Origin of the sequence: Plantibacter elymi (nom. nud.), from assembly GCF_900177795.1 — a bacterium.
Classification (GTDB): domain Bacteria; phylum Actinomycetota; class Actinomycetes; order Actinomycetales; family Microbacteriaceae; genus Plantibacter; species Plantibacter elymi.
Map to the genome: position 1 here is coordinate 954981 of NZ_FXWJ01000001.1, position 25278 is coordinate 980258.

Below are 25278 nucleotides of genomic sequence, written 5' to 3' on the forward strand. Positions count from 1 at the left end.
ACACCTCGGCGGACGCCTGCGAGGATGGGACGATGTCGGGACACGAGGGGGAGTCGGTTGCCGCGATGCAGCCGCTGATCGAGGCGGACGGCGTCGGAGCGGTGATCGACGGGGAGGCCCTGCTGGCGCCGACGGACATCCGGGTCGAGCGGGGGATGGCGCTCGCCGTCCGGGGCCGGAACGGGTCGGGCAAGACGACCCTGCTGCGGATCCTCAGCGGACGGCTGCGCCCGTCGAGCGGGACGGCGACGATCGGCGGCCGGACCATCGACGACCGCGACCGCGCGGTGCGTCGCTCCGTCTCGGCCCTCATCGGCACCCCGGCCTACGCGCCGGACCTGACGCTGCGCGAACACCTGCGCTACATCTCGACGACGTGGGGCGTGACCGGGCAGGCGGCGGACGACGCCACCGAGGAGCTGCTCGCGGCCCTGCGCATCGACACGCTCGCGCGCCGCTTCGCCACGGAGCTGTCCTCGGGTCAGTCGCAGCTGTTCGCCCTGGCGACGGCGCTCGTCCGGCCCTTCGACGTCCTCGTGCTCGACGAACCGGAGCAGCGCCTCGACGCCGAGCGGCGTGGCCTCGTCGCCGACCGCATGCTGCTCGCGAAGGAGCGCGGTGCGGCGATCGTCTTCGCGAGCCACGACGCCGGGCTCGTCGAACGGGTCGCGGACGAGGCGATCACGGTCGAAGCCCCGTGAGCACCGGCTCCGGGCGCATCTCGCGCGACGACCGTCGGGTCCTCCGCGCCGGCCGGGCGGTGCTCGCCGCGCGCGACGGTCGTCCGCGGGTCACCGACGTCGCGTTCGTCGTCTACGCCGCGCTGCTCGTCGCACTCATCGTGGGCGCTCCGCTCGTGCGGTTCGCTGTCCTCGGACTGATCGAGCCGGATGCCGCGGGCGTCGTGGCGGCCGTCCGGCCCGGGGCGGTCGCGCTGATCTCGGCGATCGCGACGATCGTCGTCGTGCTCGGTGGTCGGACGAGGGGACCGGTCGTGCCGAGGCCCGCGGCGGTGCAGTTCCTCGCCGATTCGCCACAGCCGCGTCGACTCACGCTGCGTCGTCCCTTCGTCGCCTCCGCGCTCGCACTCGCGGGGCTCTCGGTCCTCGTGGCCGGGGTGGTCGGCTTGTCGCGACTCCTGGTGCCGGGGGAGCGAGCCGCCGTCTCGATCGGCGTGGCAGCCGACACGGCCTCGGTGATCGGCATGACCGGACCGACCGTGCCCGCCGCCGTGGTGGCGTTCGTGATCGGCGCCGTGGGCTTCTCGCTGCTCCTCGCGGTGGCGTGGCTGCTCGGTCAGCACGGTTCGCGTCGGACGGTCGCCGCCGTCGTCACCGTCGCCGGCGTGGGCGGGGTGTTCGGGCTCCTCGTCCCCGGCATGCTGCTCGTCTCCCCGTGGGGCTGGCTGGGGCTCCTCTGGTCGCCGGTGGCCGGTGGCATCGAGGCCATGGTGCTCGGCAGCGCACTCGCGACGGGGGACTGGGCGGCGCTCTTCACCTGGGGTGGCGGCGGCTCGTTCGCGTCGGTGGGGGTGCCGGTGTCGTGGTGGCCGGCGGTCGCGCTCGTCGTGCTCGGGGCTGTCTCCCTCCTGCTGGTCCCGAGGGCGCTGGACGGGCTGCGGAGCGGACCCCTCCTCGACCAGGCGCTGCGCTGGCAGCGGGTCGGGATGATGCTGCAGAGCGGTGACGCCTCGGGTGCCGTCGGCGGGCTGCGAGCCTCCCCGACGAGCGGTCGCCGCGTTCCGCTGCGGATGATCGGGCCGTTCTGGCTCGTCGTCCTCCGGCGGTCGATCGTCGGAGCACGGCGGACACCTGGGCGGGTCGCCCTCGGTTCCCTGGTCCTGGCGGCGTCCGGTGCGGCGGTCGGTCTCTCGTTCGGGCTTCCGGACGGTGTGCGGTGGATGCTCGCCGTCCCCGCGGCGTTCCTCGCCTACCTCGCGGTGGGTGTCTGGTGCGACGCGGTGCGACACGGCGTCGAGAGCGCCGGGACACCGACGCTCTACGGCCGGAGCCCTCGGCTGCTCGTGCTCGCTGGAGCCGTTGCCCCGCTGCTGGCCGCGGTCGTGATCGGTGGGATCGGAGCGCTGCTCGGGGCGCTCGCCTCCGCGGCACCGGGTGGGATGACCCTCCTCGAGTCGCTCGGGTGGTGGCTGCTGCTCGCGGTGTGGATCGTCGTGCTCCGGACGTTCGACGCCGCGAAGGGACCACTGCCGATCCTGCTGCTCATGCCCGTCGCGACGCCGTTCGGCGACGCCTCCTCGCTGAACGTCCTGCTCTGGCAGTCGGACGCCATCCTGCTGGCGCTCCTCGTCGGTGGTGGGTTGACCGCGCTGGTGCCGGTGGCGCCGGGTGCGGCGGTCGTCCTGCTCGTCCTGGTACTCGTGATCGTCGCGGCGTTGGGGTTCGCGCGGTTGCGGAAGCTGTCCCGGCCGGCCTGAGCCCGAGCGGGACCGGGCAGGGCGCGAGAACAGGAGAACAGCGCGAGAGCCGGACGGAATCGCACATTCCGTCCGGCTCTCGCGCGGATCTCCTCCTGTGGTGCGGGTGGGCTGGACCCTACTTCGCGACCTTGGCGGCGGCCTCGGCGAGCTTCGGGACGAGCTGCTCGAGGACGACGGGGATGCTGAGCACGGACGCCGCGCTGTAGGCCTGCGTGAGCTCGTCGGCGGGGTCGAGGACGATCGCGCGACCGTCCTGCACCACGGGGAGGCTCGCGAGGAGCGGGTCGGCGGTGGTGTCCGCTGCGCTGAACCCGATCGGGAGGAGGACAGCGACGTCGGCGTCGAACGCGGACACCTGCTCGGCGGAGACCGCCGCGTAGAAGCCGGAGGCCTCGAGGTCGAGGACGGCCGGGTTCTGCTGGAAGCCGAGGTCGGCGAGGATGTCGAAGCGACCGTCGCCCTCGAGGTAGGCGCCGTAGGCGTCGCCGAACTTCGTCGCGGCGACGGTGGTGAGCCCGGCGAACTCCTGGTGGACGTCGGCGGCCTCGTTGATCGACTGCTTCGTGGCGGAGACGAGCGCGTCGCCCTCCTGGGTCTTCCCGAGCGCGGCGGCGACCTGCTCGAGCTGGACGTCCCACGGGGTCGCGAATGCGGCGGTCCCCTTCGGTGCGAACACGGTCGGGGCGATCTCCGAGAGCCGCTCGTACTGCTTCTCGTCGCCGGCGGATCGGGTGTTGAGGATGAGGTCGGGTTCGAGCGCCTGGATCTGCTCGTAGTTGACGGTGTCGCCGCTGTCCTCGATGATCTCGGGGGTCACGTCGCCGAAGAGGTCGGTGGCCCATGGGCCGACGGCCTTGTTGTCGGCGCCGAAGGACTGCCAGTCGTACACGCCGACGGGCACCACGCCGAGGGAGAGTGCCATCTCCGCGTCGGACCAGCCGAGGGCGACGACGGTGAGGTCGCCGGCGGGCTCCGGGACGGTCACCTCGCCGAACATCGTGTCGACGGTGCCGAGCGTGCCGGTGGAGGCGTCGTCGGTGGAGGACCCGGCGGTGCAGCCGGCGAGGGCGAGGCCGGCGACCGCAAGGGCGGCGACGGCGGTGAGGGTGCGGGGCATGCGGCGCATGTTCTGCTTTCCGTTGAAGACGTGGGGTATGAGGTAAGCCTAAGCTTCCCAAGTCACGTCCCGATAACGCTTGTGCTTCGGCCAGCGCGGTGCGCTGACGTGAGCGCGGGTCACTGACGCGAGCGCGGCCCTCCGGAGACCCGCGCTCACGTCCGCAGGGGTGCGCTCGCGTCAGCGCACCGCGCTGGCACGCGGGCCAGTTGTGCGACATATGTCCGTGTAGGCATATCTGCTCTGTGGATAACCCTGGGCGGGAGTCTGGGCGCGTTTAGCGTCGAGGGATGCCAAAGACCTCGCGCTCTCGCTCTGTCTCCACGATCGTTCTCGCGGCGGGGCTACTCGCCCTCACCGCGTGCACCGGGCCTGAACCCGCACCACCTCCAACGACCACGCCTCCGGTCTTCGAGAACGAGGAACAGGCGCTGGCGGCCGTGACCGAGACGTATCAGCGTTTCCAGGAGCTCTCGTTCCAAATCCTGGCCGAGGGCGGAGCCAATCCGGAACGGATCTCGACGCTGGCATCAGACGACGTCGCTCAGGTGGAGATCGACGGGTACCGCCGATCGGCAGAGCTGGGGTACGCCGTCACCGGTACGCCGTCGATCCAATCGGTCGACCTCGACCTCTGGCTGCCACACCCGGACTCCCTCCAGATCGTGGCTCGTGCAGACGTCTGTGTCGATATCTCGAGCGTCCAGGTACTCGATAGCGCGGGGGCGTCGGTCGTGCCAGCCGATCGCGCGACCCGGTCACTCTGGTCAGTCGACATCGCGTATCGAGAAGCAGATCGATCGCTCTTCGTGAGTTCCAAGCAGAAGGAGAAGGACCAATGCGACTGAACGAATCTCACCGTCCGACGGTGCTTACCGCCTGGGCGCTGGTCCTCGGCCTGGTCCTCGCACTCGGCCCTGGGACTGCGGCGGTCGCTGCGCAGTGCTCGGACTTGGACCACTCCATCGGCGCTTGCATCGGCAACGGTTCGGTCGACATCGGTGGAAGCGTCGAACGCCCTGGTACTGGCGGTGGTTCTGGCGGCGGGACGGGCGGAGACAGCGGCGGCGGCTCAGCCGAGCTTCCTCCTGGTGTGACCGACGGGCCCAACGGTGAGCGGACGGTCTGCAGCCTCATGCGGCCGGACGAGTGTTACACCTTCACGCCCGGCGACCTCGGCACCGACCTCGGAGCAGCACCTGTCGCCCCGGTCACGATCCGCGACGTCGCCAGCTTCGCCCCCGCCGCACCCACCGTCACCACCGAACCCGCCGCCTGGGGTGTCCGCGGGCTCCACACGAACGTCATCGCCGGTGCTTCAGGCCACACCCGCACCGGTACCCTCCTCGGCCAGGTCGCGGAGGTGAACTTCATCCCCGTCGCCTTCACCTTCGACTACGGCGACGGCGACGGCGACACGACCACCACCCGCACCGGCGGATCCTCGTGGGCCTCCCTCGGGCTCGCCGAGTTCTCCAAGACCCCGACCAGCCACCGCTACACGACGGTCGGCACGAAGACCATCACCGTCGAGGTCGAGTACGCCGCCGAGTACCGCATCGGCGACAGCGGCTGGCTTTCCGTCGTCGGAACCCTGTCGATCCCGACCGAAGAACCCCACACAGTCCAGATCGTCCGGAACTCGACCGTCGGCGTCGACAAACCCTGCCGCCCCGGCAAACCCGCCATCGGCTGCTGACACCGGCACGCGTCCACCTCGTGAGCGCGCCCCACCGGCGTGAGCGCACCCATCCGGAGGCCCGCGCTCACGTCAGCGGGGCGCGCCCACGCCTGCAAACCCGCGCTCACGCCAGCGCACCGCGCTGACGTCGGCCAGAACCACGGGTCAGTGCGCGCCCATCAGCGGGATGACGAGCGGCGTGTGCGACTCGGGGTCATCGATGATCCGGCAGCGGAGCCCGAAGACCTCTTCGACGAGCTCGGCCGTCACGATGTCCGCCGGCGCACCCTGCGCGACCACGTGTCCGTCCCGCATCGCGATCAGGTGCGTCGCGTACCGCGCCGCCTGGTTGAGGTCGTGGAGGACCGCGACGAGGGTGCGGCCACTCTCCTGGTTGAGCCGGGTGAAGAGGTCGAGCAGCTCCACCTGATGCGTGATGTCGAGGAAGGTCGTCGGCTCGTCGAGCAGCAGCAACGGCGTCTCCTGGGCGAGGGCCATCGCCACCCACACCCGTTGGCGCTGGCCGCCGGACAGTTCGTCGACGAGGCGACCGGACAGCTCGGTGACGTTCGTCGCCTCCATCGCCGCGAGCACCGCCGCCTCATCGGCCGCCGACCAGCGTCGGAGGATCGACTGGTGCGGGTATCGGCCACGCGACACGAGGTCGATCACCGAGATGCCGTCGGGCGCGATGGACGTCTGCGGCAGCAGCCCGATGCGCTTCGCGACCTCCTTCGACGGGTAGCGCGTGATCTCCTGGCCGTCGAGCACGACGTGTCCCTGGGTCGGCTTCAGCAGTCGCGCGAGGGCGCGCAGGAGCGTCGACTTGCCGCAGGCGTTCGGCCCGACGATGACCGTGAACGAGTCGTCGGGGATCGCGATGTCCAGCTCGTGGATGATGGTCCGCTGGTCGTAGCCGACGCGGAGGCCGGTTCCGGCGAGTCTCGTGGTGGGGGTATCGGTCTTCATGTCAGCGCTTTCCCGCCTGCGTGATGAGCAGGGCGATGAGGTAGATGCCACCGAGGGTCACGGTCACCGCACCGACCGGCAGGGCGGCCGGGGCGATGATCCGCTGGGCCACGACGTCGCTCACGAGGAGTAACGCCGCGCCCATGGCGGCCGAGGGGACGAGGGTGATGCCGGCGGACCTGGTCAGCCGCCGGGCGAGTTGGGGTGCGGCGAGGGCGACGAAGATGATGGGGCCGGCGACCGCGGTGACGGTCGCGGTGAGGGCGACGCCGATCACGAGCAGCAGCAGCCGCGTGCGTTCGACCGGGATGCCGAGGGCGCTCGCGATGTCGTCGCCGAACTCCAGCATGCCGAGTCGGCGGGACATGAGCGCGAGGAGGGGGACGAGGACCGCGACCGCGATCGTCACGGGCACGACGTCCTGCCATCCGAGGTCGGCGAGCGAACCCATGCCCCAGCTGGCGGCCGCGATGGCGGCGTTGAGGTCCGCCCGCAGCTGCAGGTAGTCGTTGAATGCGTTGAGGACGGCGCTGATCGCGATGCCGATCACGATGAGCCGGAAGCCCTGGACGCCCCGAGACCACGCGAGGAGGTAGACGACGAGGGCCGTCGCGAGCCCGCCGATCAACGCACCGGACACCATCGCCACGTAGTTTCCGCCGACGACGAGGGTGACGATGAGCGCGCCGGTGAACGCACCGGAGTTGAAGCCGATGATGTCGGGACTGCCCAGCGGGTTCCGGGTGATCGACTGGAAGATCGCGCCGGAGAGCCCGAGCGCGACCCCGCCCACGACGGCGATCACGACCCGCGGCAGACGCCACTCCAACACGATGCGGAGGACGCTCTCCGAGCCCGTGCCGGTGAATGCGGCGAGCAGTTTGTCGAGCGGGATGCGGTACTCGCCCTGGGTGAGCGCGAAGGCGCCGACCCCCACGACGACGGCGACCAGGGCGCCGACGACGATCAGCTCACGCCGGTGGACCACCCAGCTGACCCGACCGACCCGCACGGTGCGCCGGCCCGGTTCGGCGACCGCGGTCACAGCCCCTGCGCCTTCGAACGGCGGATGAGCACGATGAGGAGCGGGGCACCCACGAACGCCGTGACGATCCCGACCGGCATCTCGCCGGGGACGGCCACCCGCCCGACGAGGTCGGACAGCAGGAAGATGATCGGCGCGAACACCATCGTGAACGGCAGTACCCAGCGCTGGTCCGGTCCGACGATGGCCCGGGCGAGGTAGGGCGACATGAGTCCGAGGAAGGCGATCGGTCCGGCCGCCGCGGTGGCAGAACCGCACAACAGGGTGATCGCGACGACCGAGAGCACCCGCGTCCGGAGCACCTTCGTGCCGAGTGAGGTCGCGAGGTCGTCTCCGAGGGCGACGGCGTTGAGCGACCGGGAGACGACGAGGGCGAGGACGACCCCGACGATGAGGAACGGCAGCACCCCGAGGAACACGTCCATCTGGCGGTTCTGCAGCGAGCCGGCCTGCCAGAAGCGGATCTTGTCGAAGATGTCGGGGTTGCGGATCGTGATGGCGAAGGTCACCCCCTGGAGCGCGGCGGAGAGCGCGACGCCGGCGAGCACGAGGCGGACCGGGGTCGCCCCGGCACGGCCCCGGGAGCCGATCACGTACACGATGACGGAGGCGAGACCGGCGCCGGCGAAGGACCACCACACGTAGGAGCTCAGGTCGGCGGTGCCGGCGATGGCGACGGCGAGCACGACCGCGATGTACGCCCCGGCGTTGACGCCGAGGATGCCGGGGTCGGCGAGCGGGTTCCGCGTGACGGCCTGCATCATCGCTCCGGCGAGGCCGAGCGCCGCGCCGACGCCGATGGCCAGGAGCATGCGCGGCACTCGGAACCCGGTGACGAGGATCGCGTTGGTGTCGTCGCCGCCCTGTGACAGCGCCCGCCAGACCTCGGCGGCACTGATCGTCCCCGAGCCGATGAAGAGGCTGCCGGCGGCGATGGCGGCGAGCACGACGAGCGCGGCGACGAGCAGCAGCCAGCGCGAGGCGGTCGATCGGGCGATGCCGGTCGACGCCTCTCGTGCGCGGGCGGCTGCGGTCGGGAGCCGCAGGCTGTCGAGGTCGGCGCTCACCGGCTCATCGGTTGTCTTCGGCCTTGCCGTGTCGCCAGTAGCCCATGAACGCGACCGACTTGCGGTCGACGCCGCACCCGGAGACGAGGTGTCGGCGGAGTGTCTTGATGGCCGACGCCTCTCCGGCGAGCCACGCGTAGAGCGGTGCGCTCTCGAGGACGGGGCCTCCGGTGGCGTTAACCGGCGCTTCCCAGAGCAGCTCGGTGTCCACGTCGACGTCCTCGAGTGCCGGCTGCGTGGCGATCGTGGCGGTGTCGACGCTCGGCGCGAGGCGGCTCGCGATGCGCTCGACCTCGGGGATGAGCAGGGTGCCCACGGGCTGGTCGCCGCGGGGGAGGACGACGACCTCGACCCCGTCGGGCTTCGTGGACAGGGCGGCGATGTCGTCCTCGTGCGGCAGCTCGACGACGGCGATCCCGCGCGCGGTGCTCGGCAGGCGCTCGAGGATCCCGGCGATCCCGGGCAGGGCCGTCTCGTCGCCGGCGAGGAGCACCTGGTCGACGGTGGCCGGTGCGTGCCAGTCGATGCCGCCGGCCGGGACCGCTGACCGGGCGTTCGGGACGTTGACGACGAGCTCGTCGCCGACCTTCGCGTCCATCGCCCAGGAGGACGCAGGGCCGACGCGGCCGTGCAGCGCGATGTCGACGTCGAACTCGGCGAGCTCGGGCCGGACTTCGCGGATCGTGTACGTGCGCATCGGGTGACGCTTGTCGTTCGGCAGCAGTCGCCAGGCCTGGTACCAGTCGTCGTGCATCGGCAGCTCGTCGAAGCCGGTGTCGGGCAATGGGAAGAGCAGCTTGATGCGCTGATCGTGACGGTTGTCCGCGATGTGCTGGACCTCGGGGCCCGTGAACGTGAAGCGCCGATAGCTCGGGCTCACCTGCTCGATGCGCCGGACGACGGCTGCGAGAAGGATGAAGATCGAGTCGGGGGTCTGTTCACTGAGGCGAGGCATCGATAGGTAAGCCTACCCTTCGATGCGCTGGAGGTCACCTGCCGATCGCACCTTGTCGGCAGGGAGTGGCGGTGGTAAACTTGAGTCAGATTCACTCAAGTTTTGAACAGGAGACCGTACCCATGCCAGCAGGCCAGACGCCTCAGCAAGAGGATCAGCGCAGCGCGCTCGAGCAGTACGGCGTCAACCTGACCGAGATCGCCGCCTCCGGCAAGCTCGATCCGGTCATCGGCCGCGACGCCGAGATCCGTCGCGTGAGCCAGGTCCTCACGCGACGCACCAAGAACAACCCCGTCCTCATCGGCGAGCCCGGCGTCGGCAAGACCGCCGTCGTCGAAGGCCTCGCCCAGCGCATCGTCGCGGGCGACGTCGCCGAGAGCCTCAAGGGCAAGCAGCTCATCTCCCTCGACCTCTCCGCGCTCGTGGCCGGCGCCATGTACCGCGGGCAGTTCGAGGAACGCCTCAAGGCGGTGCTCAAGGAGATCGACGAGTCCGACGGACAGGTCATCACTTTCATCGACGAACTCCACGTCCTCATGGGTGCCGGCGGTGGCGAGGGATCCGTCGCGGCGGCCAACATGCTGAAGCCCATGCTCGCCCGTGGCGAGCTGCGGCTCATCGGTGCGACCACGCTCGACGAGTACCGCGAGTTCATCGAGAAGGACGCCGCCATGGAGCGTCGCTTCCAGCAGGTGTTCGTGGGGGAGCCGAGCGTCGAGGACACGGTCGCCATCCTCCGTGGACTCAAGGAACGGTATGAGGCGCACCACAAGGTGGCCATCGCCGACAACGCGCTCGTCGCGGCGGCAGCCCTGTCCAACCGCTACATCACGTCCCGGCAGCTGCCCGACAAGGCGATCGACCTCATCGACGAGGCGGCCAGCCGACTGCGCATGGAGATCGACTCGGCGCCCGTCGAGATCGACGAGCTCCGACGCAGCGTCGATCGCCTGAAGCTCGAGGAACTCGCCCTCAAGAAGGAGAAGGACGACGCCTCCAAGGAGCGCCTCGCCCGCCTCCGGGAGGACCTCGCGACCCGCCAGGCCGCGCTCGGCGAACTGCAGGCGCGCTGGGAGCGCGAACGTGCGAGCCTCAACCGGGTCGGCGACCTCAAGAAGCAGCTCGACGCCGCCCGGAGCAAGGCCGAACGCGCCCAGCGCGAGGGCAAGCTCGAACAGGCGTCCAAGCTGCTCTACGCCGACATCCCACAGCTCGAACGCGAACTCGCGCTCGCGGAGTCGGCCGAGCAGGACACCGACGGCGAACCCCGCATGGTCAACGACCAGGTGACCGCCGAGGACATCGCCGCCGTCATCGCCGCGTGGACCGGCATCCCCGTCGGTCGCCTGTTGCAGGGCGAGACGGAGAAACTGCTGCACCTCGAGCAGGAGCTGTCCCGCCGACTCATCGGGCAGCACCGTGCGGTCGCCGCCGTGTCCGACGCCGTCCGGCGCACCCGGGCCGGCATCTCCGACCCCGACCGCCCGACCGGCTCGTTCATGTTCCTCGGCCCCACCGGCGTCGGCAAGACCGAGCTGGCGAAGGCGCTCGCCGAGTTCCTCTTCGACGACGAGAAGGCCATGGTCCGCATCGACATGTCCGAGTACGGCGAGAAGCACTCGGTCTCCCGCCTCGTCGGTGCACCTCCGGGGTACGTCGGCTACGAGCAGGGCGGGCAGCTCACCGAGGCCGTTCGTCGACGCCCGTACTCCGTCGTGCTGCTCGACGAGGTCGAGAAGGCGCACCCCGAGGTGTTCGACATCCTCCTGCAGGTGCTCGACGACGGTCGGCTGACCGACGGCCAGGGGCGCACGGTCGACTTCCGGAACGTCATCCTCGTGCTGACCTCCAACCTCGGCTCGCAATACCTCATGGACGCCTCGCTCTCCCTCGAGCAGAAGGAGGAGGCGGTCCAGCAGCTCGTGCGCCAGGCCTTCAAGCCGGAGTTCATCAACCGTCTCGACGACATCGTCGTGTTCCAGCCGCTCAGCGAGGCGGAGCTCGGCCAGATCGTCGAGCTGTACATCGACCGCCTGCAGCGTCGACTGGGTGAGCGTCGGCTCCACCTCGCCGTCACGCCCGACGCCCGTGCCTGGCTCGCGGAGCGCGGATACGACCCCATGTACGGCGCGCGTCCGCTGCGTCGACTCATGCAGCGGGAGATCGACGACCGCCTCGCGCGGGCGATCCTCGACGGCTCGATCCGCGACGGCGACACCGTCCACGTCGGGCTCGCGAGCGACGGCGACGGCCTCACGGTCGAGCGAGCGGTGGTCCCGGCCTAGCCCGCCTGCTTGCGGCCAGCGCGGTGCGCTGACCCGAGCGCGACCCACCGACGTGAGCGCGCCCCTCCGGAGGGGGCGCTCACGTGTATGCCCCGCGCTGGCGCGACAGCACCGCGCTGGCCGTGACCCCCGAGTGGGGGAGGAAACCCCTGGTGCGCGACGGATGCCGCGCACTAGCGTGATCTCGCGGTGGGCCCGGTCGGCGCGCCCTGAGAGGACCCGATGACACACGCAGCCCCGAGCACGACGCCTGAGACCAGCGACACCGCAGCGCCCCTCTGGCGTCACGCACACGCCCCCGCCTGGTTCTTCTTCGGCGGCCTGGCGCTCTGGCTGTTCCTGCTGCTGGTGCCGCACGTCCTCCTCGGCAACCCGGCGGTGATCCCCGCGTGGATCCTGCTCGGCTCAGGGCTGGCCGCGTCCACCCTGCTGCTCATCATGGCCCGACGTCTCCAGCCGGGCGACGGCGTCACGACGGCGACGCTCCTCTGGGCGGTCCTGGTCGGAGGCTTCATCGCCATCACGCTCGGCAGCACCTTCGACTCCCTCATCGGCGTCGCCGCGACCGATGCCGGTGAGAACCCGCACGACATCGGGCTGTTCTTCGCCGGGGTCGCCGAGGAGCTGGCGAAGATCATCGCCGTCGTGATCGTGGCGTGGCGGCTGCCGGTGAAGACCGCCCGTGGTGGTCTCTTCGTCGGCGGCGCCGTCGGCGTCGGTTTCGCCGTCCTCGAGAACCTCTGGTACATCGGGCAGGGGTGGGCGAACGGGGTCGAGGCCTCGCAGAAGCTGGCCGCCGGTTCGCCACCACTCGAAACCATCCTCTCGCACCCGGCGTTCCAAGCGGCCGGGGCCGCGTTCGCCCGGACCGTCTTCGACCCGGTCGGACACCCACTGTGGACGGCGCTGTTCGCCGCGGCCGTGTTCGCGGCTGCACGCAACGGCCGGTTCCGGATCACCGTGGGCGTGCTCCTGACCTACCTGCTCGTCGCGGTCATGCACGGCCTCTGGGACGGCAACACCGTGCTCTGGGGGCTGCTGTTCCCGGGCATGCCGGTGCTCAAGGCGCTCGTGGTGCCGGCCATGGTCGTGCTCGTCGTCGCGTTCGCGCTCATCTGGCGGGCGCGGGTCCGTCGCATCAACCGCGACGCCGGCGTCGTGTCGCTCCACGTCCCGCGTCGCGAGCGCAAGCAGGCCTGACCACTGGACGCGCGAGGCCTGCTGCGATCCGGGCGTGCCGGGGAGTAGCGTGAAGCGCACCCGATCCGCGACGCCGAGGAGACACCCATGCTGGGACGCAAGACCTTCGAACAGCGAGAGGTCGACCAGGCGAAGACGATGATCGCCGCCCTCGTCGCCGGCCGCGAGACACTGGCCGAGGCCGGAGCGGACCCCGCGGCACTTGCGGTGGTCGACCCTGAGTTCTTCACCGGTCTGACGCTCGTGCTCGACCGACCCTTCGTCCACCGGGTGCGGTCCGTGCTCGGGAAGGGGCCCGGGGCCCTCAATGAGCTCGAACTCATCGTCGCGTCGATCCTCGACCACGACCGGGTGTTCACGGTGGGGACCGTCCTGCAGTACGCCGAGGGGACGTCGTTCACCGGCCTCGTCCCGGGCGAGACGATCCTGCTGAGCCCCGTGCAGTTCGAGCGCCTCGCCGTCGGCGTCTTCGCCGAGTTGGAGGAGTTGTTCGTCGAAGCGGTGTGAGGTGCGGCGTCGGCCGCGAGTCTGCGTCACGCGATCCGCCGACGGTGCCACGATCAGCTCGTGAGCTCATCGACGTCCGGAACGATCATGGTGCGGCACGGCGCGAAGCTCCGGTTGACCGTCTCCGCCCTCGTCGGTGTCGCCGTCGGCGTGATCGTCGGCCTGAACTGGTTCTGGGCGGGTGCGATCCTCGCCGGTTGGGGGACCACGTGCGTGGTCTTCGTCGGTTCCCTCTGGATCCGCATCTGGCGGATGGGCCCGGAGCGCACGCGCGAACACGCGACCTCGGAGGAGCCCGGGCGAACGACCAGCGAGGTGCTCATCGTGCTCGCGAGTGTCGGGAGCCTCGTGGCCCTGAGTGTCGTCATCCTGCAGGCGAGGGCGTCCTCCGGGGTCGAGCAGGGCGTGCTCGCCGGTTTCGCGGTCGTGAGCGTGGCGCTCTCCTGGGCGCTCATCCACACGATCTACACGCTGCGGTACGCGCGCATGTACTTCGCGGCGCCGGAGGGCGGCATCGACTTCAACCAGGAGGAGGCGCCGCAGTACAGCGACTTCGCCTACCTCTCCTTCGACCTCGGCATGACCTACCAGGTCTCGGACACGACGCTGCGGTCCAGCGAGCTGCGCCGCACCGTCCTCAAGCACACCCTGCTGTCGTACCTGTTCGGCTCCGTGATCCTGGCGACCGTCATCAACCTCGTCGCGGGGCTGTAGCGGCGCGACGGACACGCCCTTCGACACGCGGTCCCTGAGCCTGTCGAAGGGCAGGGACTGGCGGAGGTGCTCAGGCACCGGTTACGACGACGGTGAGCCCCCGAAACGACGACTGCGCAGCCCGGCGGACCGGACTGCGCAGCGTGGTGGTGTAGGAACCGAGCGGACTACTCCTGGACGATCACGAGGTCGGCGAGGGGACGACGCTCACGCGGAGCGGTCTCGCGGTCGCGGAGCATGCCCTCGGGCAGGAGCTCGGGGTCGCCGAGCTCGCCGAGCGCGGTGACGGTGAACGGCACCAGGCCGTCCGGCAGCGAGAACGCCTCCCGGATGCCGTCGGCGGAGAAGCCGGCCATCTGGTGTGCGAAGAGACCGTCGCTGTGGGCCTGGATGCTCAGGTGCGCCATCGCCTGGCCGAGGTCGTAGATGGCCCAGGGACGCTCGTTGCCCTCGTCGTCGAGGGTCTCGGCGACGGCGACGATGAGCGCGCCGGCCTGCGCTGCCCAACCGCGGTTGAAGGCCACCAGCTGCTCAGCGATCGTGTCGAACGTGGCGGTGCCCTTTGTGCCGACGATGAACCGCCAGGGCTGCACGTTGTTGGCGCTCGGCGACCAACGCGCGGCTTCGAGGGCCGAGGCCATCTTGGCGGCGTCGACGGGCTCACTCACGAAGGCGCGGGGGCTCCAGCGGTCGGCGAGGACGTCGAGGATGGGGGCGTCGGTCTGGGCGGTACGGGTGACGATGGACATGCGGTCTCCAAGCGAAACAAGGGAAGTGGACAGAGGTTGCGTCGCCGTTGACGATGGATGCAACTGCATCGATCGGGGCGCTATTCCCGGGCTTGAGGAGTCCGTGCAGCGGTGACGATCTCCGCGATCCGGTGCGGGGCCGCTTCGTCCTGCAGCGACGTCGTGTCGCCGAGGGGCCGCTGGTCGACGATGTCGCCGAGCAGACGCCGCATGATCTTCCCCGAGCGGGTCTTCGGGAGGTCTGGGACCACGAAGACGTCGCGAGGCTTCGCGATCGGGCCGATCTCGTTCGCCACGTGGGACCGCAGCGCCTCGCGGAGTGCCGCGGATCGCTCCAACCAGTACGCCTCGCCGTCCGCCTCGGGCCCGTGGGACCGCGAGGACGGGATGACGAACGCAGCGATCGCGCTCCCCGTGATCGGGTCGTGCACGCCGACCACGCCGGCCTCGCCCACGTGGGGATGCGACACGAGGGCCGACTCGATCTCGATGGTCGACAGGCGGTGGCCCGAGACGTTGATGACGTCGTCGACGCGCCCGAGGACCCAGATGTCGCCGTCCTCGTCCCACTTCGCGCCGTCGCCGGAGAAGAAGTAGCCCTGCTTCCAGTACTTCGCCCAGTACGAATCGCGGTAGCGTTCCGGGTTGCCCCAGACGGTGCGCGCGAGCGACGGCCCGAAGCGGCTGACGACCAGATACCCGCCGGATCCGTACGGCACCGTCTCGCCGTCCTCGTCGACGACCAGCGCCTCCAGGCCGGGGAGTGCGCGACTGCCGGAACCCGGCTTGATCGTGGTCGCGCCGGGGAGCGGTGCGATGACGGCCGACCCCGTCTCCGACTGCCACCAGGTGTCGACGACCGGGGTCTCGCCGCGCCCGATGCGCTCGCGGAACCACATCCAGGCCTCGGGGTTGATCGCCTCGCCGACGGTGCCGAGGAGCCGGAGGGTCGAGAGGTCGTACTCGGCGGGCGGCCCCTCGGGGAACCAGGTCATGAGGGTCCGGATGAGCGTGGGCGCCGTGTAGTACGTCGTCACGCCGTAGCGCTCGATGATCTCGAAGTGCCGTGCCTGGTGCGGGGTGTTCGGCGTGCCCTCGTAGATCACCTGGGTGAGCCCGTTCGAGAGCGGACCGTAGATCTCGTAGGTGTGTGCCGTGACCCAGGCGAGGTCGGCCGTGCACCAGTGGACGTCGTCGTCCTTGGCGTCGAAGATCGCCCAGTGGGTCCAGGACGCCTGCGTGAGATAGCCGCCTGACGTGTGGACGAGTCCCTTGGGCTTCCCGGTGGTGCCGCTCGTGTAGATGATGAAGAGCGGGTTCTCCGCATCGAACGCCTCGGCCTCGTGGGTGTCGGCGGCGACACCCACGGTGTCGTGCCACCAGACGTCTCGACCGGGGGTCCAGGGCACGTTCGGCGTCTCGTCGCCCGTGCGTGCGACGACGAGCACGTGCTCGATGGACGGCACACCGTCGACGGCGGCGTCGGCGTTCTGCTTGACCGGCACGGCCGTACCCCGGCGGTACTGGCCGTCGGTGGTGATGAGCAGCTTCGCCTCGGTGTCCTCCACTCGGAAGCGCAGCGCCTCGGCCGAGAACCCACCGAACACGAGGGAGTGGATGGCGCCGATGCGGGCGACGGCGAGGGTGGCGATGACCGTCTCGGGGATGACCGGCAGGTAGATGACGACGCGGTCGCCCTGGCCGATGCCGAGTGCCGTCAGGGCGTTGGCCGCCTTCGCGACCTCGCGCTGCAACTCGGCGTAGGTGATGGAGCGGCGGTCGCCCGGCTCTCCCTCGAAGTGGAGGGCCACTTTGTCGCCTCGTCCGGCGTCGACGTGCCGGTCGACGCAGTTGACCGCCACGTTGAGCCTCCCCCCGGCGAACCAGGTGGCGGCGGGGACGGTGAGTTCGGGCTCGGAGTCCGACGGGTCGGACCCTGCGACCGGCCGAGCCGGGTCCCAGGTGTGAGCCGTCTCCCACGGGGTGACCCAGTCGAGGCGTCGGGCCTGCTCCTCCCAGAACGCCACCGGGTCGGCGGCCGCGCGAGCCCACTCCTCCGGGCCGACGTTCGCCGTCTGGGCGAGGTCGGCCGGCGGGGCGTAGCTGCGCGTCTCGGCGAGGAGGTTCGCGATGGTGGCGGCGGGCGCTGCGGACGTCGATCCATCAGTGGGAGGCATGCTGCAACGCTACGCGGGAGGACGGCGCCGGTGCCATCCGCGGGGTCATGCGGCGTCATGGTCCGGACGTTCCGAGGGGCTGTGGAGGAGCGTCGGGAGTAGCCTCGAAGGGCCGCCGCGATGCGCGGCGGACGTCGATCAGGAGCGCGCACGGCGCGTCTCGAGAAGGGAACGACATGGCGACCGTCATCCAGTACCAGGAGCTCGGCTCGGCCGACGTCCTCGAGCTCGTCGAGGTGCCGACACCTGAGGTGGGCCCCGGCGAACTCGTCGTCGAGGTGCGCGCCGCGGGCGTGAACCCGATCGACTGGAAGCTCCGCAGCGGTGTCCGCGGCGGCGAGCTGCAGGGCACCCGACGCGTCGGGAGCGACGGCGCCGGCGTCGTCGTCGAGGTCGGCGACGGGGTCGAGGGCTGGTCGATCGGCGACGAGGTCGTCGTCGTCAACGCCTCCGGGACGTATGCGACCCACGTGGTCGTCACGCCCGACCAGATCATCCGCAAACCGGCGGCCATCTCCTTCGAGGAGGCGGCGGCGATCGGCATCCCCGTGAGCACGGCCTACCAGGCGCTGCGTTCGCTCGGCGTGACCGAGGGGACGACCCTCCTGATCCACGGCGGATCGGGCTCGGTGGGGCACGCGGCCGTGCAGTTCGCCGTGGCGTGGGGGGCGACCGTCGTCGCCACCGCGAGCGAGGGGAACCACGCACGCCTGCGGGAACTCGGGGCGATCCCCGTCACCTACGGTCCCGGGCTCGTCGAGCGCGTGCGCGAGGCCGCTCCGCAGGGCGTCGACCGCGTACTCGACGCCGTCGGCACCGACGAGGCGCTCGAGGCCTCGTTCGAGCTGGTCGAGGACCGGCAGCACATCGGCACGATCGTCGTCGGTGCGAAGGCCGCCGACCTCGGGATCCAGGCATGGTCCGGCGGCAACCCGCTCCCGCTCACGGCGCAGGAACAGGCCTGGCGGGCGGAGGCGATCCCGGCGGTCGCGTCCCTCGTCGAACAGGGGCGCTTCAGCTTCGAGCTCGGCACCGTCCGACCTCTCGCCGAGGCCGCCGAGGCGCACCGCGAGAGCGAGTCGGGTCACCCGAGCGGGAAGCTCATCCTCATCCCCTGAGCGCCCTTCGACCGGCTCAGGGACCGGGGGTGGCTCGGGCGGGAGTGCCCTTCGACCGGCTCAGGGACCGGGGGTGGCTCGGGCGGGAGTGCCCTTCGACAGGCTCAGGGACCGGTGGTCCGGACGGGGTGTCGACCGGGTGCCCTCGACCGGCTCAGGGACCGGAGCGCTACTCCGGGCCCTCGCCGAAGCTGTCACCGACGGGAGCGCGGTCCGCGAGGTCGTCCTGGTCGTCGAGGTCCTCGACGGCGTCCTCGGTGTCCGCGTCGTCGTCCAGACCTGCATCGCCGACGACGTCGTCACCACCGACGCCGTCACCGGCGTTGCTCAGACCGCCATCGCCGGGGGCCGCGTCGTCGGCCGAACGGTCGACCGCACCGCCGTCGGGCACGACACCGCCGACCGAGCTGTCGGTCTGGTCCTCACCCGGCACGTGTGCCTGGGCGCCCGGACCGCCGTGGGCGAGGGCGTCGCGTTGGGCGTCTGCTGCTGCTGGATCCATGGGAGTGCTCATGACGGCAGCGTAGAGCGGATGCCGCGTCTCGGCGGGGGCTTGGCTCCAGGACGCAGGGCACCTATCCTCCGCGCTGCCCGCCGGACCGGACGCGGTGCGGGCAGTGCGGTGCCCTTCGACAGGCTCAGGGACCGGGATGGCTCAGGGACCGGGGTGGCTCAGGGACCGGGATGGCTCAGGGACCGGGGTGGCTCAGGGGCCGGGGTGGGTCAGCGGCCGGTGTGCTGCGCGATGATCGCCTTGATCCGGTCGACGTCGGCCGGCACGATCTCGAAGCGCTGCTCGAGCCCCTCGATGCCCTCGAACGCCTCGGGTCGCTCCGGCTCCTCGCCGAGCGCCTCGCGGACGATCTCGGCGAACTTCGCCGGCAGCGCGGTCTCGAGGACGAGCATCGGGACACCCTCGCGCAGGTGGCGGCGGGCGACCGTGACGCCGTCGGCGGTGTGCGGGTCGATCGTGACGCCGTAGCGCTCGTGCACGTCGCGGATGGTGGCGACGCGGTCGGCGTGCGTGCTGCGGCCCGAGACGAAGCCGAACTCGCTGATCCGCTCGAACTCGGGCGTCCCGGAGAGGTCGAACCCGCCCTCCTCGTCGAGGGACCGGAACAGCTCACCGAGGCGGGTCGCGTCCTGACCGACGAGGTCGTAGAGGAACCGCTCGAAGTTCGACGCCTTCGAGATGTCCATGCTCGGGCTGGAGGTGTGGTGCGTCTCGGCCGCCGAGCGCGGGCGGTACACGCCCGTGCGGAAGAACTCGTCGAGGACGTCGTTCTCGTTCGTCGCGACGACGAGCTGGTCGATCGGGAGCCCCATGGAGCGGGCGATGTGCCCGGCGCAGACGTTGCCGAAGTTGCCTGACGGCACCGAGAACGACACCTTCTGGCCCGGACCGTCGGTCGCGAGCAGCCAGCCGTGCACGTAGTACACGACCTGCGCGACGACGCGGGCCCAGTTGATCGAGTTGACCGTACCGACGGCGTGGAGTGCCTTGAACGGAGCATCCTTCGAGACGGCCTTCACGATGTCCTGACAGTCGTCGAAGTTGCCCTCCACGGCGAGGTTCACGATGTTGTCGTCCTGGAGGCTGAACATCTGCGCGCGCTGGAAGCTGCTCATGCGGCCATGCGGACTCAGCATGATGACCCGGATGCCGGTCTTGCCGCGCATGGCGTGCTCGGCCGCGCTCCCGGTGTCGCCGGACGTCGCGCCGAGGATGTTGAGTTCGTCGCCGCTCTTCGCGAGCGTGTACTCGAAGAGGTTGCCGAGCAGCTGCATCGCCATGTCCTTGAAGGCGAGCGTCGGGCCGTTCGAGAGGCCGAGGAGCTGCAGCTCGCTGCCGCCCTCCTCGCCGAGGGTGCGCAGCGGGGTGATGAGCGAGGCGTCGTCGCCGGCGCGGCCGTTCGCGTACACCTCGGCGGTGTAGGTGCGACGGGTGATGTCCTGGAGATCGGCCGCGGGGATGTCGTCGGCGAACTTCGACAGCACGGCGAACGCGAGGTCGGCATAGGACAGCTCGCGCCACGACTCGAGTTCGTCAGCGGTCAGCTGCGGGTACTCGGCCGGGAGGTACAGGCCGCCGTCCGGGGCGAGCCCGCCGAGGAGGATGTCCGAGAAGTGCTGGGGCAGATCGTGGCCCCGCGTCGACTGATAGTGCATGACCGTCTCTCTCATCCGGTTGGAAGCCCGATCTCCAACCTTGCCATATCGGGGGTCGGCGCGCAGAGGCCCGCCGTCATCGTGACCGGCCGCTACGCGCGGGCGAGTTCCTCGCGGATCGCGGCGACGAACGCGTCGATGTCGTCCTCCGTGGTGTCGAACGAGCACATCCAGCGGACCTCGCCCTTCGCGGCGTCCCAGTCGTAGAAGCGGAAGCGTTCCCGCAGGCGGTCGGGGACGCCCGCTGGCAGGGTCGCGAACACCGCGTTGGCCTGGGTCGGCTGGCTGAAGCCGAGTCCCGGTGCCTCGCCGGCGGCGATGAGGGCCTCGAGGGAGGTGCGGAGGCGCGCGGCCATCGCATTGGCGTGGGTCGCGGAGCGGAGCCAGAGCCCGTCGCCACCGTCGGCCGCCGGCTCGAGCAGGGCGATGAGCTGCGCCGCGCCGAAGCGCATCTTCGACGCCAGCTGCATGTTGAGCTTCCGCAGGTAGACGAGGCCCTCCGACGCCGACGGTTCGAGGACGACGATGGCCTCGCCGAACATGAGTCCGTTCTTCGTCCCACCGAAGGACAGCACGTCGACGCCGGCATCGGCGGTGAACGCGCGCAGTGGGACGCCGAGGGCTGCGGCTGCGTTGGCGATGCGGGCGCCGTCGAGGTGCAGTTTCATGCCGTGACCGTGCGCGTGGTCGGCGATCGCGCGGATCTCCTCGGGCGTGTACAGGGTGCCGAGTTCGGTGGTCTGCGTGATCGAGACGACGAGCGGCTGCGCACGGTGCTCGTCGCCCCAGCCCCACGCCTCGCGGTCGATGAGGTCGGGCGTGAGCTTGCCGTCGGGGGCGTCGACCGTCAGGAGCTTGATGCCGCCGACCCGCTCGGGCGCGCCGCCCTCGTCGGAGTTGATGTGCGCGGTCGACGCCGAGATGACGGCACCCCAGCGCGGGAGCATGGACTGCAGACCGACGACGTTCGCGCCGGTGCCGTTGAAGACGGGGAACACGGCGACGTCGCGGCCGAAGTGATCGGCGAAGACCTCGTGCAGCCGACGGGTGTAGTCGTCCTCGCCGTAGGCGATCTGGTGGCCGCCGTTGGCCGCCGCGAGGGCGTCGAGGATCTCGGGGTGGACGCCGGAGTAGTTGTCGGAGGCGAAGCCGCGGATGCTGGTGTCATGCAGAGAGTCGGTCACTGATCCATCCTCGCGCATGCCACACGCAGCTTCCGTGCATCGCGGGCCGACTTCCTGCGTGCTCGACCCGGTGTCGTCGGTCTCCCCAACTCAGGAGTGTCCCGGCGTGGCGGCCGGTGCGCGCGGCCGCCACGCCGCGACACGCCGAGACCTTCCTGAGTTAGGGGACTGGGAAACGGGGTCAATCAGCGGCGTGACGCGGGCCGTCGGAGGAGGGGACGACCTCCTCGGGCACGGCGTCGATCGCGGCGTCGACGTCGGCGTGCGCACCGGGCTCCGGCTCCGCGTCCGGGGTCTCCTGCGCGAGCGCGTGCTCGTAGGCGAGCGCGTGCACGGCGATCGAGGAGGCGACGGCGGCCTGCTGCTCGTCCTCGGCGGAGGGCTGAGCCGGCTGCTCAGCCGCCAGCGCGGCGGCCTGCTCGGGCGTCAGCCGGGCGTCCTGGTCTTCCTCGTCCTCGTCCACGAGATCGAGGACGATGGGCTCGTCGCCGTAGATGTCGCCCGCGGGATCGCCCGCGAGCGGGGCCGGTGCGGGGAGGCGCTGCTCGGCGTCGAGGAACTGCTTGGCCTCGAAGGCACCCGGGTTGAAGACCTCGTCGATCCCGCCGAGCCCGCTCATGCCTTGAGCGCTTCCGAGAGCTTGACCCGGCCACCCATTTTCAGCAGCGAGTTCTCGTAGATCCGCGAGCCGACGAGGATGACGAGCGCCGCGGTGATCGCGAGGATCAGCAGGGACAGGATCGGCTCCCACCACTGCGCCGAGCCGACGAAGAGACGGACGGGCATGCCCACGGCTGCCGAGAACGGCACGTAGGACATGATCGTCATCACCACCGGGTTGTCGTTGAAGAAGATGACGGCGAAGTACGGGATCATGATCAGCATCGTAATCGGGGTCGTCGTCGAACCGATGTCCTCTTGACGTGAGACCAGCGATCCGGCAGCGGCGAACAGCGCGGCCAGCAGGATGAAGCCGAGCACGAAGAACACCACGAACCAGACGACCGGGGTCCCGAGGCCGGCGAGTAGCTCCGTCTGGCCCGTCACCGTCAGCCCGATCACCGACAGCGCCGCGATCGCCAGGATCTGCCCGAACGCCAGGATGCTGTTGCCGAGCACCTTGCCGGCGAGGAGCGCCTTCACGGGGATGGCGGACATGAGGATCTCGACGACGCGGGTCTGCTTCTCCTCGACGACGCTCTGCGCGATCGACGCCCCGAAGGTGGTGGCGGAGACGAAGAACACGAGACCGAACCCGAGCGACACGATGTACAGCAGGAAGCCGGCGGAGCCGTCGGCGTCGGGATCGAGGATGGTGACCTGCGGCTGGGCGCTCAGCTGCATGATGAGCGTGTTGGAGGCCTCGGAGTCGAAGATGACCTGAACACCCGTGGGGTTGTCGTCGGTGGCCGGCGCGATCGCCGCCTCCACATCGCCCGACTTCACCAGTGCTTCAGCTGCGGCGACGTCCGCCGCCTCGGTCACGTCGAAGGTCTTGCCGTCGACGAGTCCCGCACCCGCGTTCCCCACGACCGCGACCTTCGTGGTCTCCGAGGCCGTGTTCTTCGCGAGGAACCCACCGACGACGATGCCGGCGAGGATCACGAGGAGGAGGATGCCCGTCGAGATGAGGAACGTCTTGCTGCGCAGACGCATCTTGACCTCGCGCTCGGCGACGAGTCCGATGCTCTGCACGAGGCTGGGGGAGGCCGGGCCGGAGCGACGACGACCGGCGGGCTGGATCGGGGACTCGGTTGTCGTGGTCACTGGATGACCTCCTTGAAGATCTGGGCGAGGGTGGGTCGGAGGGGGGCGAAGCTCGTGACGTCGCCCCGGGTCAGCGCCTCACGGAGCACGGCCTGCGCCGCCTGGGCGTCGTCGGCGTCGAACAGGGCGTAGCCACCGTCGAAGTCGACGACGGAGATCCCCGGACGCTCGCGCAGCCAGCCGGTGTCGGCCGCGGTGAGCAGCTCGTAGCGGTTGCCGGCGTGGGCTTCGCGGAGGGACTCGCGCGAGCCGGAGGCGCGGATCCTGCCACCGGCGATGATCACGAGGTCGTCGCAGAGGCGCTCCACGATGTCGAGCTGGTGACTGGAGAACAGGACGGGGGAGCCGTCTGCGGCGAACTCGCTGAGCACACCGACGACCACGTCGACCGCCATCGGGTCGAGGCCCGAGAACGGCTCGTCGAGGACGAGGACGTCGGGGTCGTGGACGAGCGCCGCGGCGATCTGCGCCCGCTGCTGGTTGCCGAGCGACAGGCTCTCGAGGGCGTCGTTCCGGCGCTCGCCGAGGCCGAGGCGCTCGAGCAGCTCGCCGGCGTTGCGCTTGGCGGCGTGGGTCGTGAACCCGTGGAGGCGGGCCAGGTAGACGAGCTGTTCCTCGACCCGCATCTTCGGGTAGAGGCCGCGCTCCTCCGGCATGTAGCCGAACCGGCGGCGGTCCTCCGGGGTGAGCGGGGTGCCGTCGAGGGTGACGGTTCCAGCGTTCGCGGCGAGGACACCGAGCAGGATGCGCATCGTCGTCGTCTTGCCGGCGCCGTTCCCCCCGACGAACCCGGTCATGCGACCGGGGGCGACCTGGAAGCTGACGTCGTCGAGCACCTTCCGCTCGCCGTATGACTTGTCGATGTGGCTGAGTTCGAGCATCGGCCGCCTCCTGTGATCTGCGTGCTGGACCGAGTGTCCTGCGTCGGGTTCTCCCGGTATGGCGATCACGCTACGCGGCGTGGTGTGCCACCGGCATCCGCCGCAGGACGGGTTGACGCGACGACGCCCGGTCCCCTTCTCCGTCGAGTGGGGGATACCGGGCGTCGTGGACCAGCCGCGCGCTGGATCAGGCGGGGCGGGACTCCGGGGAGACCGTCTTCGAGGGGTCGGTCTCGGCGACGGAGCCGATGGCCTCGTCGATGCGGGCGATGACCGCGTCGTCGAGCTTCACACCGGCCGCGGCGGCGTTCGCGGTGACCTGCTCGGGACGCGAGGCACCGACGATCGCACCGGCGATGTTGTCGTTGTGCAGCACCCAGGCGAGCGCCAGCTGCGCCATGGTGAGGTCGAGCTCGTCGGCGATGGGCTTCAGCTGCTGGACGGCCGTGAGCACCTCGTCGTCGAGGAAGCGCTTGATCGTGTCGGCGCCGCCCTTCTCGTCGGTCGCCCGGCTGCCCTGCGGGAGCTCCGCGCCCGGCAGGTACTTGCCGCTGAGGACGCCCTGCGCCACCGGCGACCAGACGATCTGGGAGATGCCGAGTTCGCGCGAGGTGGGGACGACCTCCTCCTCGATGACCCGCCACAGCATCGAGTACTGCGGCTGGTTCGAGATGAGCTGGAAGCCCAGCTCCTTCGACAGGGCGTGGCCGGCGCGCAGCTGCTCGGCGTTCCACTCGCTCACGCCGATGTAGAGCGCCTTGCCCGCCCGGATGACGTCGGCGAAGGCCTGCATCGTCTCCTCGAGGGGCGTCTCGCTGTCGTAGCGGTGGGCCTGGTACAGGTCGACGTAGTCGGTACCGAGACGCGTGAGCGAGCCGTCGATCGACTCCATGATGTGCTTGCGCGACAGCCCGACGTCGTTGTGCCCCTTCGGGCCGGTGGGCCAGTAGACCTTCGTGAAGATCTCCAGGCTCGCGCGTCGTTCGTCCTTGAGGGCGTCGCCGAGCACCTGCTCCGCCGCCGTGTTGGCATAGGCGTCGGCCGTGTCGAAGGTGGTGATGCCGGCGTCGAGGGCGGCGCGAACGCTCGCCGTGGCGACGTCGTTCTCCACCTGCGAGGCGTGGGTCAGCCAGTTGCCGAAGATGATCTCTGAGATCTTGAGTCCGCTGTTGCCGAGGTATCGAAATTCCATGGTCGTCACGCTACTCCTCGCATCCGACCGACCGACGGGGTTGCGCGGAGACGGAGCGAAC

At 70.4% G+C, this 25278-nt stretch carries 23 protein-coding genes; 9 read left to right on the forward strand and 14 right to left on the reverse strand.

The annotated features are described in order from the left end of the window. Window positions 1–32 precede the first annotated feature (32 nt). Window positions 33–701: an ABC transporter ATP-binding protein gene (locus tag CCK91_RS04645; RefSeq protein ID WP_242664321.1), complete on the forward strand. Its 669-nt coding sequence runs from the start codon at window positions 33–35 to the stop codon at window positions 699–701. Beyond that, a complete protein-coding gene (locus CCK91_RS19610; protein ID WP_086473051.1) occupies window positions 698–2437 on the forward strand; it encodes a hypothetical protein in 1740 nt (579 codons plus the stop codon). Before CCK91_RS04645 ends, CCK91_RS19610 begins: the two co-directional genes overlap by 4 nt. Window positions 2438–2555: 118 nt before the next feature. Here CCK91_RS19610 and CCK91_RS04655 read toward each other — a convergent pair whose 3' ends face one another. Further along, a complete protein-coding gene (locus tag CCK91_RS04655; RefSeq protein WP_207568181.1) occupies window positions 2556–3557 on the reverse strand; it encodes an ABC transporter substrate-binding protein in 1002 nt (333 codons plus the stop codon). Between the two features lie 290 nt (window positions 3558–3847). Between CCK91_RS04655 and CCK91_RS04660 the strand changes: the two genes are divergently transcribed. Together CCK91_RS04660 and CCK91_RS04665 are read left to right on the forward strand one after the other, a co-directional pair. Beyond that, window positions 3848–4405: a hypothetical protein gene (locus tag CCK91_RS04660; protein WP_133059935.1), complete on the forward strand. Its 558-nt coding sequence runs from the start codon at window positions 3848–3850 to the stop codon at window positions 4403–4405. Then, window positions 4396–5256 (forward strand): hypothetical protein, encoded by an 861-nt coding sequence (locus CCK91_RS04665; protein WP_086473054.1) that lies wholly within the window; start codon window positions 4396–4398, stop codon window positions 5254–5256. Before CCK91_RS04660 ends, CCK91_RS04665 begins: the two co-directional genes overlap by 10 nt. Window positions 5257–5403: 147 nt before the next feature. Here CCK91_RS04665 and CCK91_RS04670 read toward each other — a convergent pair whose 3' ends face one another. Genes CCK91_RS04670 through CCK91_RS04685 form a run of 4 tightly spaced genes read right to left on the reverse strand, consistent with a single transcriptional unit; the run spans window position 5404 to window position 9274 of the window. Beyond that, window positions 5404–6207 carry an ABC transporter ATP-binding protein gene (locus CCK91_RS04670; RefSeq protein WP_086473055.1) on the reverse strand — a complete coding sequence of 268 codons (804 nt, stop codon included), beginning with the start codon at window positions 6205–6207 and terminating at the stop codon, window positions 5404–5406. A 1-nt stretch (window position 6208) separates the two neighbouring features. Then, a complete protein-coding gene (locus CCK91_RS04675) occupies window positions 6209–7252 on the reverse strand; it encodes a FecCD family ABC transporter permease (protein WP_086473056.1) in 1044 nt (347 codons plus the stop codon). After that, complete coding sequence (locus CCK91_RS04680) at window positions 7249–8319, reverse strand: iron chelate uptake ABC transporter family permease subunit (protein WP_079704968.1); 1071 nt, start codon at window positions 8317–8319, stop codon at window positions 7249–7251. The genes CCK91_RS04675 and CCK91_RS04680 overlap by 4 nt, the downstream gene beginning before the upstream one ends. A gap of 4 nt (window positions 8320–8323) precedes the next feature. After that, window positions 8324–9274, reverse strand: coding sequence for a siderophore-interacting protein (locus CCK91_RS04685; RefSeq protein WP_086473057.1), 951 nt, complete (start codon window positions 9272–9274; stop codon window positions 8324–8326). A gap of 122 nt (window positions 9275–9396) precedes the next feature. Here CCK91_RS04685 and CCK91_RS04690 point away from each other — a divergent pair, with 122 nt between their 5' ends. From CCK91_RS04690 to CCK91_RS04705, 4 genes are all read left to right on the forward strand, one after another. Then, window positions 9397–11559, forward strand: a complete 2163-nt coding sequence (locus CCK91_RS04690; protein WP_086473058.1) for an ATP-dependent Clp protease ATP-binding subunit — start codon at window positions 9397–9399, stop codon at window positions 11557–11559. 222 nt (window positions 11560–11781) lie between these two features. Next, on the forward strand, window positions 11782–12759 hold the full coding sequence (locus CCK91_RS04695) for a PrsW family glutamic-type intramembrane protease (RefSeq protein WP_086473059.1): 978 nt from the start codon (window positions 11782–11784) through the stop codon (window positions 12757–12759). A gap of 87 nt (window positions 12760–12846) precedes the next feature. Then, window positions 12847–13266 carry a hypothetical protein gene (locus CCK91_RS04700; protein ID WP_086473060.1) on the forward strand — a complete coding sequence of 140 codons (420 nt, stop codon included), beginning with the start codon at window positions 12847–12849 and terminating at the stop codon, window positions 13264–13266. A 60-nt stretch (window positions 13267–13326) separates the two neighbouring features. Continuing rightward, window positions 13327–13980 (forward strand): DUF1345 domain-containing protein, encoded by a 654-nt coding sequence (locus CCK91_RS04705; protein WP_229940487.1) that lies wholly within the window; start codon window positions 13327–13329, stop codon window positions 13978–13980. Between the two features lie 167 nt (window positions 13981–14147). Here the strand turns inward: CCK91_RS04705 and CCK91_RS04710 are convergent, their stop codons facing one another. Both CCK91_RS04710 and acs read right to left on the reverse strand, forming a co-directional pair. Beyond that, the gene (locus CCK91_RS04710) at window positions 14148–14729 is read right to left on the reverse strand and encodes a nitroreductase family protein (protein WP_086473061.1); all 582 of its coding nucleotides are present in this window, start codon (window positions 14727–14729) and stop codon (window positions 14148–14150) included. Between the two features lie 80 nt (window positions 14730–14809). Then, window positions 14810–16906, reverse strand: a complete 2097-nt coding sequence (gene acs / locus CCK91_RS04715) for an acetate--CoA ligase (RefSeq protein ID WP_086473062.1) — start codon at window positions 16904–16906, stop codon at window positions 14810–14812. Between the two features lie 176 nt (window positions 16907–17082). Between acs and CCK91_RS04720 the strand changes: the two genes are divergently transcribed. After that, window positions 17083–18024, forward strand: coding sequence for an NADP-dependent oxidoreductase (locus CCK91_RS04720; RefSeq protein WP_086473063.1), 942 nt, complete (start codon window positions 17083–17085; stop codon window positions 18022–18024). Between the two features lie 169 nt (window positions 18025–18193). Here CCK91_RS04720 and CCK91_RS04725 read toward each other — a convergent pair whose 3' ends face one another. The 7 genes from CCK91_RS04725 to CCK91_RS04755 all read right to left on the reverse strand — a co-directional run bounded on the left by CCK91_RS04725 (window position 18194) and on the right by CCK91_RS04755 (window position 25217). Next, window positions 18194–18538, reverse strand: coding sequence for a hypothetical protein (locus CCK91_RS04725; RefSeq protein ID WP_133059936.1), 345 nt, complete (start codon window positions 18536–18538; stop codon window positions 18194–18196). Between the two features lie 209 nt (window positions 18539–18747). Further along, window positions 18748–20193, reverse strand: a complete 1446-nt coding sequence (gene thrC / locus CCK91_RS04730) for a threonine synthase (RefSeq protein ID WP_086473177.1) — start codon at window positions 20191–20193, stop codon at window positions 18748–18750. 92 nt (window positions 20194–20285) lie between these two features. After that, window positions 20286–21395, reverse strand: coding sequence for a threonine aldolase family protein (locus tag CCK91_RS04735; RefSeq protein WP_175116455.1), 1110 nt, complete (start codon window positions 21393–21395; stop codon window positions 20286–20288). Between the two features lie 163 nt (window positions 21396–21558). Continuing rightward, complete coding sequence (locus CCK91_RS04740; protein ID WP_079704981.1) at window positions 21559–21996, reverse strand: hypothetical protein; 438 nt, start codon at window positions 21994–21996, stop codon at window positions 21559–21561. Beyond that, window positions 21993–23144, reverse strand: coding sequence for an ABC transporter permease (locus tag CCK91_RS04745; RefSeq protein ID WP_242664329.1), 1152 nt, complete (start codon window positions 23142–23144; stop codon window positions 21993–21995). The genes CCK91_RS04740 and CCK91_RS04745 overlap by 4 nt, the downstream gene beginning before the upstream one ends. Continuing rightward, complete coding sequence (locus tag CCK91_RS04750) at window positions 23141–24025, reverse strand: ABC transporter ATP-binding protein (RefSeq protein WP_086473064.1); 885 nt, start codon at window positions 24023–24025, stop codon at window positions 23141–23143. Before CCK91_RS04750 ends, CCK91_RS04745 begins: the two co-directional genes overlap by 4 nt. A gap of 187 nt (window positions 24026–24212) precedes the next feature. Then, the gene (locus CCK91_RS04755) at window positions 24213–25217 is read right to left on the reverse strand and encodes an aldo/keto reductase family protein (protein WP_086473065.1); all 1005 of its coding nucleotides are present in this window, start codon (window positions 25215–25217) and stop codon (window positions 24213–24215) included. Window positions 25218–25278 lie beyond the last annotated feature (61 nt).

Bases quoted from the DNA above. Each gene is read 5' to 3' on its own strand.
- CCK91_RS04685 (WP_086473057.1), bottom strand. From the start codon at position 9,274: ATGCCTCGCCTCAGTGAACAGACCCCCGACTCGATCTTCATCCTTCTC.
- CCK91_RS04725 (WP_133059936.1), bottom strand. From the start codon at position 18,538: ATGAGCACTCCCATGGATCCAGCAGCAGCAGACGCCCAACGCGACGCC.
- CCK91_RS04660 (WP_133059935.1), top strand. From the start codon at position 3,848: ATGCCAAAGACCTCGCGCTCTCGCTCTGTCTCCACGATCGTTCTCGCG.
- CCK91_RS04695 (WP_086473059.1), top strand. From the start codon at position 11,782: ATGACACACGCAGCCCCGAGCACGACGCCTGAGACCAGCGACACCGCA.
- CCK91_RS04665 (WP_086473054.1), top strand. From the start codon at position 4,396: ATGCGACTGAACGAATCTCACCGTCCGACGGTGCTTACCGCCTGGGCG.
- CCK91_RS04740 (WP_079704981.1), bottom strand. From the start codon at position 21,996: ATGAGCGGGCTCGGCGGGATCGACGAGGTCTTCAACCCGGGTGCCTTC.
- CCK91_RS04670 (WP_086473055.1), bottom strand. From the start codon at position 6,207: ATGAAGACCGATACCCCCACCACGAGACTCGCCGGAACCGGCCTCCGC.
- CCK91_RS04755 (WP_086473065.1), bottom strand. From the start codon at position 25,217: ATGGAATTTCGATACCTCGGCAACAGCGGACTCAAGATCTCAGAGATC.
- CCK91_RS04735 (WP_175116455.1), bottom strand. From the start codon at position 21,395: ATGCGCGAGGATGGATCAGTGACCGACTCTCTGCATGACACCAGCATC.
- CCK91_RS04750 (WP_086473064.1), bottom strand. From the start codon at position 24,025: ATGCTCGAACTCAGCCACATCGACAAGTCATACGGCGAGCGGAAGGTG.
- acs (WP_086473062.1), bottom strand. From the start codon at position 16,906: ATGCCTCCCACTGATGGATCGACGTCCGCAGCGCCCGCCGCCACCATC.
- CCK91_RS04700 (WP_086473060.1), top strand. From the start codon at position 12,847: ATGCTGGGACGCAAGACCTTCGAACAGCGAGAGGTCGACCAGGCGAAG.
- CCK91_RS04645 (WP_242664321.1), top strand. From the start codon at position 33: ATGTCGGGACACGAGGGGGAGTCGGTTGCCGCGATGCAGCCGCTGATC.
- CCK91_RS04690 (WP_086473058.1), top strand. From the start codon at position 9,397: ATGCCAGCAGGCCAGACGCCTCAGCAAGAGGATCAGCGCAGCGCGCTC.
- CCK91_RS04720 (WP_086473063.1), top strand. From the start codon at position 17,083: ATGGCGACCGTCATCCAGTACCAGGAGCTCGGCTCGGCCGACGTCCTC.
- thrC (WP_086473177.1), bottom strand. From the start codon at position 20,193: ATGCACTATCAGTCGACGCGGGGCCACGATCTGCCCCAGCACTTCTCG.
- CCK91_RS04655 (WP_207568181.1), bottom strand. From the start codon at position 3,557: ATGCCCCGCACCCTCACCGCCGTCGCCGCCCTTGCGGTCGCCGGCCTC.
- CCK91_RS04710 (WP_086473061.1), bottom strand. From the start codon at position 14,729: ATGTCCATCGTCACCCGTACCGCCCAGACCGACGCCCCCATCCTCGAC.